The organism is Corynebacterium sp. UMB8791 (assembly GCF_054166365.1).
The window spans coordinates 24935-35701 of the sequence record NZ_JBSZCG010000106.1 but is presented as its reverse complement, the minus strand read 5'-3'; the positions used below and the strand labels follow the sequence as shown (position 1 = coordinate 35701).

The following is a 10767-nucleotide window of genomic DNA, read 5'->3' as shown; positions in this document are numbered from 1 at the left end:
TTCTTGTAGCTCATTTGCACCATGGCAGGGCTGGATGATGTTTACAGGAGAAGATATCGGTAATAGTGCCGAGGATCGCAACAGCGTTATTTTCCATGTGGGACTCTTGAGGCTGGGAAATTTGCGGCGTTACGGAGACCTGTTCAGCCACCGCCGAGGGGGCGATTAGCAAGGTCACGATTAATGCTGCTGTGAGGGGAGCAATGGAGCGAGGTCGATGGAAAGGTATCATTCTCTGTCCTCTTTCTGCATCTAGGGGGCATCTCTGGGCTATCTCATTATCTCGCATCAAGTAGCCTCCGCTGCCCACAAGCGAAGGTTATAGACGAAAGTGACCACCGTTCTGGGGGTGTCATTGTTTCTGCTGAGGGATCCGTAACTCGGTATTCCATCGGGTGGAGCTTGAGACTGTCCGCATGTCGCCTCCGATACCTTCGGCTAGCTGTGAAATAGCCGGAAGACCCAGTCCGGTGGTTAAATCCGATGCCGGTTTTCTGCTGCCAACAGTATTGATGAAGCTGATGGTGACATAGCCGTCGTGGTCCTCCACAGTGAGTGTCACTGTAGAACCGGGATTTGCGTACTTGATGATGTTGGTGGCCACTTCTTTCAGTACCTCTCGGAGTACGACAAGGCCATCTGAGTTAAGGGAAAGGACCCGGAAAGAGCCCCTTGTTTCCACGGTAAAACCATGTGCTTTTAGAAAGCTGACTATCTGATAAAACTGGTCGGCGGCAGATGATTCCAAACCGCTCGAGCAGGATGGGGAGTCGCTGCTAAGAATACGCAGTAGACTCCGCACCTCTTTCATGGAATCGCGCGCCTGCTCTGCGATTGCGGCAAGTTCCGCCTGGGTTTCAGCAGCAAAACCTTGCTGCAGACTAAGCGTTTCTGCACGCATCACCACTGAGGTCAACGACGCTGCTACAGAGTCATGCAATGCTCTTGCTAACGATGTTCGGCGAGCTCGGATGTCATTATCCCACTGCTCCATCAAGTCTCTTCTCTGAATGATGACGCGGTAAAGGATGTGACCGAGAAGAACTGCAGCTGCAAGGAATAACGCCCAGACGGTAGATGCCAGCAGATCAGGAGGAAACAGGACCCCTTCTGAAGGGTTGACTGAACCTGAGTACCAAATCAGGGTACTTCCGGCTGCCGCCGCTACTGTGTGGCCACGGTAGGCAACAACTGCAGCGACAAGCGGAGCAAAGAAGGTAAAGGCCGTGGCTCGGATATCTGGCTGTGCCGATAAAAGAAGAAATAGAACGAGATATCCGGCCCAGGTAGGGAGCGGGAAACGAGGTACTGCAATGAGACATAAGAGATTCAATGCAGTCGCTGGAATCGTCCAGGGATTGGTAAAAGTACCAGGTTGCAGGAAAAAGTTAACTGCCACCGCCAGGATCCCTACGAGTCCAGTCCAGTAGGGGAGAGGCAAGGGCTTCAGCTTGGACCATATTTTTATCAATGATGCTGGCTTCATATTTACCCCATACTCCTGAAGCTTCTTCTGACTGTCAGCAATCTTAACTGTATGTGATTCTGAAGCTACAAAACGTAATTCCCTCTTACTTGTTTTCAGGCAGATACGACGACTCTTCTCCTGCAAAAGCACCTGTTTAAGCGCTCGGTTAAAGACCGTCGGACTTCTAGGCGCGTAATCCCCGGAAAAGTTTCTTGTAAATTAGTACAAGCTCGCCGACACTCTCAACCAGCATACTGAGGTGAAGCGTCCTAGGTTTTATCCTGTTTGATTAGACAGAAAAATCTGGAGTATGCCAAGATGATTTGACCAGGACGCAAAGGACCGTACGGCCCGCCTTATCGATGCTCGTATCTTGGTGGGCCGGAGACTATCCTCATGAGGATGCGTGCATGATCGTGGCATCGAAAACGCGAGGTTGCTCCGTGAAAATCAAGCGCTCCGCGATACTAATGAGACACTAGGGCTGCCTCACCTTTCCACGTCGGAAATAATCCAGTTCATCGATGAATACCGAATTCGTTTCTCTGTCGAGTTCATCTGTGAGACGTTGAAAGATAGCCAAGCTAGTGGGTGCGTCATATCGCGTGGTTATCGCCAGGCCAAGGCCTGCGGTTAAAGTGCTCGGCGCCATTGTGATGTTTTACTCGTTGAACGCATTAGTGCTATTCATCGGGCCCGGTGTCGGTGTGCGGAAATGCGGCATGCTCTTCACCGTGACGGAATCGATATCGATCGTGAGCAAACTGCACGGTTGATGCGACAGACCGACGTTTCTGGCAAAAGCAAAAGCAGATCACAATCCGTAAGCCTGATGCGCCTCCTCTTCGCCAGAACTGGGTGGAGCGTGAATTCAAACCCAGGACCCGAACAATCTGTGGGTGGCTGACATTACGTATGCACGACGAAGAAAAGCTCGTGTATGTCGCGTTTGCCATTGGCGTTTATTCTCGACGGATCGTTGGATAGGCGCTATCAGATTCCATGCACACCGAAGTTTTACCGCTGCAAGCTCAGCCAGACGATCGCGTCTGCTGAAGAAACAACAGGTCTCAGTCACCACCCGGATCACGGGTCGCAGTATCTGGGCGTTGTCTACAACGAGCGACTCGCCCAGCACAGGTTCGCTGCTTCCACCGGAACTGTTGGCGACACCTATGACAATTGACAATGCTCTTGCTGTAATTGTGAACAGTTCCTACAAGAACGAGCTGATCCATACTCGCAGGTGAAATGATGCTGTCGAGGGAAATCGCGATGTTCGAATGGGCGTCATTGCGGAACGAGACAAAGCTCCACCAAAGCTTGAGATACCGGAACCTGGTCGAGGTGGAAACCGAATTTTGGAAGCAGATCCCTCCACTGGCAATAGAAATTAAGGCAAAACCTAGGAACAAAACCCGGTGCACTTCTGTCGCAGAGTATGCGCTCAAGAATCAACGCCCTGCTGCTAACACCACGCAAAGCAAAGCTCTGAACAGGCAATCGGCAGATTGCACAGCGACTGAATTACGCGGAAATCACTATCACAAAGAAAGTATCGGCCCTACTGCGTACCCACCGAATGCAGAGCAAAGCGGAGCTGGCAGCTCTGGCGAGTAAGTTCACATAAGTAAAGGCCCGCCACACGGCGGGCCTTTCATCTCAGCGGATTACTTACGCCAGAAGCTTACTTGGCGGCGTTGACGCGCTCCTCGAGCTTATCCAGCTGCTCGAAGATTTCCTTCGGAACGCGGTCGCCGAGGCCAGCGAAGTATTCGCGGGCATCCGCGACGTCGCCCTCCCACAGCTTCGGATCCGGGTAGAGGGCTTCCTTGACGTCCTCGATTGGCTCGTCGAGGCCCTCCAGGTCCAGGTCTTCCGCGCGGGCGGTGTAGCCGACCACGGTCTCTTCTGCGCCGACGCGGCCTTCGATGCGGTCCACGATCCACTTCAGTACGCGGGAGTTCTCGCCGAAGCCTGGCCACAGGTAGCGGCCATCCTCGCCGCGGCGGAACCAGTTCACCAGGAAGATCGCCGGCATGCGGTCCCCGCCTTCGCGGCCCATGTCGATCCAGTGCTGGAAGTAGTCACCGACGTTGTAACCGATGAACGGCAGCATGGCCATTGGGTCGTGGCGCAGGGAGCCGACCTTCGCTTCTGCGGAGGCTGCGGTCTGGCCGGAGGAGAGCATCGCACCGATCATGGTGCCGTGCTCCCAGTCGTGCGCCTGGGTGACCAGTGGCACGGTGTCCGGGCGGCGTCCGCCGAAGAGGATGGCGTCGACCTTGACGCCCTTCCAGTCGTCGTACTCCGGTGCTGCCGTTGGGCACTGCGCGATCGGGGTGCAGTAGCGGGAGTTCGGGTGGGCGGCCTTCTCGCCGGACTCCGGGGTCCAGTCGTTGCCGTGCCAGTCCACGAGGTGTGCTGGGGCGTCGCCGTCCATGCCTTCCCACCAGACGTCGCCGTCGTCGGTGAGGCCGACGTTGGTGAACAGGGTATTGCCCGGCTCCATCGTCTTCATGGCGATCGGGTTGGACTTGTAGTTCGTGCCAGGTGCAACGCCGAAGAAGCCGTTTTCTGGGTTGACGGCGTAGAGGCCGTCCTCACGCAGGTGCATCCAGGCGATGTCGTCGCCGACAACCTCGGAGGTCCAGCCCTCGAGGGACGGGGTGAGCATTGCCAGGTTGGTCTTGCCACATGCGGACGGGAACGCGCCGGTGATGTGGTAGACCTTGCCCTCTGGGGAGGTGAGCTTCAGGATGAGCATGTGCTCAGCCATCCAGCCCTCTTCCTTCGCCATGACGGAGGCGATACGCAGGGCGAAGCACTTCTTCGCCAGGATTGCGTTGCCGCCGTAGCCGGAGCCGTAGGACCAGATTTCCTTGGTCTCTGGGAACTGCGAGATGTACTTCGTCTCATTGCATGGCCATGCGACGTCTTCCTGGCCTGGCTCGAGCGGTGCGCCGACGGAGTGGAGGCACGGTACGAACTTGTCACCCTCGATCTTGTCCAGCGCTTCCTGGCCCATGCGGGTCATCACGCGCATGGACATGACCACGTATGCGGAGTCGGTGAGCTGGACGCCCAGCTTCGGGTCCGGGTCGCTGATTGGGCCCATGCAGAACGGCACAACGTACATGGTGCGTCCCTTCATGGAGCCGCTGAAGTGCTCGCGCATTTCGGCCTTGAGCTCGGCTGGGTCGCGCCAGTTATTGGTTGGGCCTGCGCCGTCTTCGTCTTCGGTGGCGATGAAGGTGCGGGACTCAACACGTGCGACGTCGGAAGGGTTCGAGCGTGCAAGGAAGGAGTTCGGGCGCTTCTCTTCGTTGAGCTTGATCAGCGTGCCCTTCTCTACCAGCTCGGCTGCGAGGCGCTCCCACTCTTCCTGGGATCCGTCCGCGAAAACCACCTTGTCCGGGTCAAAGAGGTCGACAGCGTCGTTGATCCAAGCAATGAGCTGCTCATTGTCGGTTGGTACGTTGCCTTCGATGCGCTTCACGGCAGTGGTCATAATCTCTCCTGGTCAAAATAGACAAACCTCTACGGCCCAAGCCTATCGAAATCGCGTCTGCGCTGGCCTCCGCCATATTTTTCGACGCCCACCCAGGTCATAACCAGTGACATACTTCATAGATACGACCAAGAGTGAGCGCTGAAATAAGCCCCGAATAGGGGTGTGCCCGAATGGTGGAACGTCGATAAATATAGGGGATATGCAGCGGAAACAACATTCCTTTAGTGCGCAAACCTGAAACTAAACGTGACCGGACCCACATTCACCCCTTTCCGGGGGCGTTGGAGGGAATTGCATTTCACTACATGGTGTGGACAATGAACACGATGAACATGTCTGAGAATTCACGCCCTGGCATGGGCGAACTGCCCCACGGGCGGCCCCCGCAAACTGAATTTGATACCGGCCTGGACTACCCGCGCCTCGGCTCGGTGACGTTCCGCCGCGGCACGCTGACGGACAACCAGGAGGCGCTCTTCGAGGAGCACTGGCCGCGCCTGGGGCAGATGCTCAGCGACACCCCCATCGACGTCGACGAGTGGTTCGGTCGCACGGGCCACCCGACGATCCTCGAAATCGGCTCAGGCACCGGCACCTCCACCGCCGCGATGGCACCGCTGGAGGCGGACACCAACGTGATTGCCGTCGAGCTGTACAAGCCTGGCCTGGCGAAGCTGCTCGGCTCCGTGGTGCGCGGCGAGATCGACAACATCCGCATGGTGCGCGGCGACGGCGTCGAGGTGCTGGCCCGCATGTTCGGCGAGGAAAGCCTCGACGGCGTACGCATCTTCTTCCCCGACCCTTGGCCAAAGGCCCGCCACCACAAGCGCCGCATTATCCAGTCGGGCACGCTGAACCTCATCGCGACGCGCCTGAAGAAAGGCGGCGTGCTGCACGTGGCCACCGACCACGCCGACTACGCCGAGTGGATCGACGAACTCGTCAACGTGGAACCCATGCTGGAGTACAAGGGTTGGCCGTGGCCAGAGGCGCCGTTGCTGACAGACCGTCAGGTCATCACTAAATTCGAGGGGAAAGGGTTGGAAAAAGACCACACGATCCGCGAATACCTTTGGGAGAAGAAGTAAACCATGCAGGACCTGCAGGACAAGACGCACCCCTACACGCCAGGGGCCGAACCCGGCCCAGAAACCTACCTGCTCGTCTGGGACGCACCGAACCTTGACATGGGGCTCGGCGCGATCCTCGGCGGGCGGCCTTCCGGGTCGCAGCGTCCGCGTTTCGACGCCCTCGGCCACTGGCTGATCGGGCTCGCGGCGAAGGCCTCGCAGGACACCAGCTCCACCATCGAGCCGGAAGCCACCGTGTTTACCAACGTCGCCGCCCACAACGCCGAATCGGTCCGCCCGTGGGTGGACGCACTGCGCAACGTGGGTTTCGCGGTCTTCGCAAAGCCGAAGACTGCTGAGGATTCGGACGTCGATCAGGACATGCTCACCCACATCCGCCGCCGCCTCGACGAGGGCGTGCTGCGCGGCGTCGTCGTCGCGTCGGCCGACGGCCAGAACTTCCAGGAGCCGCTCGAGCAGCTCGCGGAAGACGGCCTGCCCGTGACCGTCATCGGGTTTCACGAGCACGCCGCGTGGGCCGTCGACTCCCCACTTCTGCGCTTCGTGGACCTCGAGGACATCCCGAACGTCTTCCTGGAGCCGCTGCCGCGCATCAACCTGGAATCCCTGCCGGACGGCGGCGCATGGCTGCAGCCGTTCCGCCCACTGACCTCGTTGCTGCACAACACCAAGGAAAAGTAGGAGCTGGCCGTGTTTTACAGGTGGGGACATTTCGCGTACCGGCAGCGCAAGGTGCTGCCGATTGTGGTCATCGCGGTGATCGTGGTGCTGCAGGTGCTCTTCGGCTCCAAGCTGGGCGAGCGCCTCTCGCAGGAAGGCTGGGAGGACCCCCGCGCGGACTCCACCACGGCGGCCACCATCGAGAACGACACCTTCGGTCGCGACAACGCCGGTGATGTCATCCTGCTTGTCCGCGCCCCACAAGGCGTGGCCGATCCCGCCGTGTTCAACGAGGCCAACCGACAAATCGAGGCCTTAAAAACCCAGTTCCCGGACCAGATCGACCACATCACCAGCTATTTCTCCGCGCCGAACCAGCAGCAGATCACTGAGGACGGCACCGCCGCCTTCGCCGCGATCGGCCTGGCCGGCGACGGCGAACAGACGCTGAAAGACTTCCGCACCATCCAACCGGCGCTCAACGACATCACGCTGCCCGGGGACGCCACCGTGCAGATCGCCGGCGCCACTGCCGTCGCGGACGCGCTGGACACCGGCATGGCCAACGACATCGCCCGCGCCGAGAAAGTCGGCCTGGTGTTCGTGGCCATCATCTTGCTGTTCGTCTTCGGTGGCGTGGTCGCCGCGGCAATGCCGCTGATCGTGGGCATCCTGTCCATCATCGGCTCCCTGTCCCTGCTGTCCATCCTGGCGCAGTTCCAGCAGGTCAACATCTTTTCCCAGTCGATTATTACGCTGCTCGGCCTGGGCCTGGCCATCGACTACGGCCTGTTCATGGTCTCCCGCTTCCGCGAAGAACTCGACCGCGGTGTAAGCACCGAGGAGGCCGTCGCCGCCACCACAACCACCGCCGGCAAGACCGTGTTCTTCTCCGCACTCATGGTTGGTGTAGCGCTCTCCGGCCTGCTCATGTTCCCGCAGGCCTTCCTCAAGTCCGTGGCCTACGGCGCAATTAGCGCCGTGATGCTCGCCGCGGTCATCTCCGTGACCATGCTGCCGGCGCTGTTCGGCATGCTGGGACCCAACATCGATAAGTGGTCGGTGCGGCGCACGTCGCGAAGGGGGCGTCGAATAGAAGACACCGTGTGGTACCGGCTTCCGGCGTGGGCGATGCGCAACTCCAAGAAAGTAGTCGTCGGCGCGACGGGCGCGCTGCTGCTGCTCACCGTGCCGATGGTCGGCATCACCTTCGGCGGCATCAACGAAAGCTACCTGCCACCCAACCAGGAGACGCGACAGGCGCAAGACGCCTTCAACGAAGAGTTCCCGGCGTTTCGCACCGACCCGATCAAGCTCGTGGTCACCAACGCGACCAACGAGCAACTCGTGGACGTGGTCCTGCAGTCCCGCGAAGTCACCGGCCTAGCCAAGCCGCTGTCCCCGTCCCAGGCGACGAAGGACGGCACCACGGTGCTCTCCGCGCCGCTGGCGGACCGCAACGGCGGCCAGGCAGTCGTGGACCAGCTGCGCGCCATCGAGGCGCCAGCAGGCGTCGGCGTCTACATCGCGGGCACCCCTGCCATGGAGGTCGAATCCATCGAAGCACTCCTGGAGCGGCTGCCGTGGATGGCGCTCTACATGGTGCTGGCCACGTTCCTGCTGATGGCGCTGCTGTTCGGCTCCCTGATCCTGCCCGCGAAGGCCGTCATCATGAACGTGCTCGGCATCGGCGCGACGCTTGGGTTCCTCACCCTCGTCTTCGTTGACGGCGTCGGCTCCGGCCTGCTCAACTTCACCCCAGGCCCACTGATGAGCCCGGTGCTGGTGCTCATCATCGCGATCCTCTACGGCCTGTCCACCGACTACGAAGTCTTCCTCGTCTCCCGCATGGTCGAGGCCCGCCACAACCGCGCCACCACCGACCAATCCATCAAGTACGGCACGGCGCACACCGGCGGCATCATCACCGCGGCCGCCGCCATCATGATCGTGGTCGCCGCAGCCTTCGCCATGAGCGACATCGTCATGATGAAGTACATCGCATTCGGCATGATCGTCTCCCTGGCCCTCGACGCAACCATCATCCGCCTGCTCATCGTGCCCTCCGTCATGCACCTGTTGCGCGAAGACAACTGGTGGGCACCACGCTGGGTCAAGCGCGCCTACCGCAGCCTCGGCGAAGGCTCCAGCTCCGTCCCACTTATCGACGCCCCCTCCGACCCCACCCACACCCCCGTCGACGAAGCGATCGCCCTCGACCCGTCCCCCGCCCGCGCGGGCCGGACCGTCAACGAAAACGCCGAGCTTGTCCCCTTCACGGAACTGATGCAGGAACTCGAAGCCCGCCGCGCTCTCGAGCAGCTCAAGAAGCGTGAACTTGAACGCTAAGTGGCTGCGCTGGACAACACCCGTCGTCATCCTGATTGTCGGCCTGGTGCTGTTTCGCGACCGCCTCCCCTTCCTCGGCGAAGCCTGGACCACGCTACGCCGCGTCCACCCGCTGCCGCTGATCGGGGCCGTCGCCACCGCCTTTGGCGCCATCGCCGCCATGGCCGCCGTGATGCTGGTGCTCCTCAACATCGAAGGACGCATCGCCGACCTGCGCGGCTGCATCAACATCACGCTCGCCTCCAACGCATGGTCCACCACCGTCCCCGGCGGCCCAGCACTCTCCGCGTGGCTGACCTTCCGCGTCCACCAGTCCTGGGGCGCCTCCACCGGCCTGTGTGCCTGGTTCTTCGTGGTCTCCGGGGCGCTATCCACGGTCTGGATGGCGCTCATCGGCATCAGCGCCGTTGTCTTCATGGGCGCGAAACTGTCCGTGTGGGCCCTGGCCGGATCGTTGCTGGGCACCGCCGCCGTGGTCGGCGGCCTCTACTGGGCCACCCGCAACCCCGCCGTGCTGAAACGCTGGCTGCGCTTCCTTCCCGAACGCGTCGCTACCAAGGCCAGCGGAGTTGTCGACCAAGTCGCTGCCATCCAAATGTCACGCCGCCGCTTCACTGCCGCCGCCGCATTCTCCCTGCTCAACCAGGTCCTCGACCTGGCCGTGCTCTACTTCTGCGCCTGGTCCGTCCTGGGCACCGCACCAGGTTTCGACCCCGGCCTCAACCAAACCTCCGCGATGGGCATCACCCTCGCGTTCATCATGACCAAACTCGCCGGCGCCGCCCAAGTCACGCCCGGCGGCGTGGGCACCGTGGAGGCCATCCTCGCCGGGTCCCTGGTCACCGTCGGCCTCACCCTTGTCGACGCCACCGCCGTCACCGTCCTCTACCGACTCATCTCCTTCGCCCTCATCACCGCCATCGGCTGGGTCATCCACACGGCGGAGTACGCCGGGCGCGGCTACATGCTAGGCAAGGCGTGAGTTCGGTCCCATCGCCGCCGAAACCCAAATGTGAGTAACAGGATTGTAGTATTCCCCGTTTCGCAACTGTTTTCGAGGATTACTACAATCCTCTTACTACACTTTGCGGTTTTACCGGGGGCGGTAGGCAGGAAACGCAAATCTGTTCACAAATTCGCTAAGCGGGTTTTGTGGCACCTACCAGCGACCTACCGGCGCAGCCGGGCACCGGGTTAGACTGTCTGGCATGATCAAAAAACCGTACGCAATTGCTGCTGACTACGTTGCCATCGCCGCGTTCGCGCTGCTCGCGCGCATCGCGCACCAGACCGAAGAGATGCCGCTGAACTTCTTCGGCTGGCTGGAAACCTTCCTGCCGTTCGCGGCTGGGCTGGGGTTGGCGTGGCTGGCCACCCGCAAGGATAAGGGGTGGCTGATCTGGCTCATCACGATCGTGGTGGGCCTGATCATCTGGGGCTTCTACCGCCACAAGCTGCCGCACTACTCGTTCGTCATCGTGGCGAGCAGCATGTCGGCGCTGCTCATGCTCGGATGGCGCGGTGCAGCGAAACTGATTCTGAAGCGGCGTTAGCTCGACAGCCAACCCATGTTGGCCAAGAAGTCGCCGCCTTGGAGGGCGTAGATCATCCACACGAGGTGGTTGATGATGTCTCCGGCGATGTCGAGTGCTGAGGAAAGCATGAAATTCTTCTCCTTATGTGTT

8 protein-coding genes are annotated in these 10767 nt (G+C 60.3%); 6 read left to right on the top strand and 2 right to left on the bottom strand.

Features of this window, described 5'->3' with window-relative positions; all coding sequences use genetic code 11:
• Positions 1 to 352 precede the first annotated feature (352 nt).
• Positions 353 to 1612, bottom strand: coding sequence for a sensor histidine kinase (locus ACXIUA_RS04485; RefSeq protein ID WP_256008316.1), 1260 nt, complete (start codon positions 1610 to 1612; stop codon positions 353 to 355).
• Between the two features lie 796 nt (positions 1613 to 2408).
• Between ACXIUA_RS04485 and ACXIUA_RS04480 the strand changes: the two genes are divergently transcribed.
• Positions 2409 to 2654 (top strand): hypothetical protein, encoded by a 246-nt coding sequence (locus ACXIUA_RS04480; RefSeq protein ID WP_256041982.1) that lies wholly within the window; start codon positions 2409 to 2411, stop codon positions 2652 to 2654.
• A 501-nt stretch (positions 2655 to 3155) separates the two neighbouring features.
• On the opposite strand, the gene ACXIUA_RS04475 is transcribed toward ACXIUA_RS04480, so the two are convergent.
• A complete protein-coding gene (locus ACXIUA_RS04475; protein WP_288791825.1) occupies positions 3156 to 4979 on the bottom strand; it encodes a phosphoenolpyruvate carboxykinase (GTP) in 1824 nt (607 codons plus the stop codon).
• A 329-nt stretch (positions 4980 to 5308) separates the two neighbouring features.
• Between ACXIUA_RS04475 and trmB the strand changes: the two genes are divergently transcribed.
• The 5 genes from trmB to ACXIUA_RS04450 all read left to right on the top strand — a co-directional run bounded on the left by trmB (position 5309) and on the right by ACXIUA_RS04450 (position 10635).
• A complete protein-coding gene (gene trmB, locus ACXIUA_RS04470; protein WP_457976242.1) occupies positions 5309 to 6070 on the top strand; it encodes a tRNA (guanosine(46)-N7)-methyltransferase TrmB in 762 nt (253 codons plus the stop codon).
• 3 nt (positions 6071 to 6073) lie between these two features.
• Positions 6074 to 6754: an NYN domain-containing protein gene (locus tag ACXIUA_RS04465; protein WP_457976239.1), complete on the top strand. Its 681-nt coding sequence runs from the start codon at positions 6074 to 6076 to the stop codon at positions 6752 to 6754.
• A gap of 9 nt (positions 6755 to 6763) precedes the next feature.
• Positions 6764 to 9082, top strand: a complete 2319-nt coding sequence (locus ACXIUA_RS04460; protein ID WP_457976238.1) for an MMPL family transporter — start codon at positions 6764 to 6766, stop codon at positions 9080 to 9082.
• The gene (locus ACXIUA_RS04455; protein WP_457976237.1) at positions 9066 to 10064 is read left to right on the top strand and encodes a lysylphosphatidylglycerol synthase transmembrane domain-containing protein; all 999 of its coding nucleotides are present in this window, start codon (positions 9066 to 9068) and stop codon (positions 10062 to 10064) included. The genes ACXIUA_RS04460 and ACXIUA_RS04455 overlap by 17 nt, the downstream gene beginning before the upstream one ends.
• Positions 10065 to 10290: 226 nt before the next feature.
• Positions 10291 to 10635, top strand: coding sequence for a DUF3054 domain-containing protein (locus ACXIUA_RS04450; protein ID WP_457976236.1), 345 nt, complete (start codon positions 10291 to 10293; stop codon positions 10633 to 10635).
• Positions 10636 to 10767 lie beyond the last annotated feature (132 nt).

What these genes read in the sequence shown, in the direction of transcription:
- ACXIUA_RS04450 (WP_457976236.1), top strand. Translation starts at nt 10,291, where the DNA reads ATGATCAAAAAACCGTACGCAATTGCTGCTGACTACGTTGCCATCGCC.
- ACXIUA_RS04475 (WP_288791825.1), bottom strand. Translation starts at nt 4,979, where the DNA reads ATGACCACTGCCGTGAAGCGCATCGAAGGCAACGTACCAACCGACAAT.
- ACXIUA_RS04465 (WP_457976239.1), top strand. Translation starts at nt 6,074, where the DNA reads ATGCAGGACCTGCAGGACAAGACGCACCCCTACACGCCAGGGGCCGAA.
- ACXIUA_RS04480 (WP_256041982.1), top strand. Translation starts at nt 2,409, where the DNA reads ATGTCGCGTTTGCCATTGGCGTTTATTCTCGACGGATCGTTGGATAGG.
- trmB (WP_457976242.1), top strand. Translation starts at nt 5,309, where the DNA reads ATGAACATGTCTGAGAATTCACGCCCTGGCATGGGCGAACTGCCCCAC.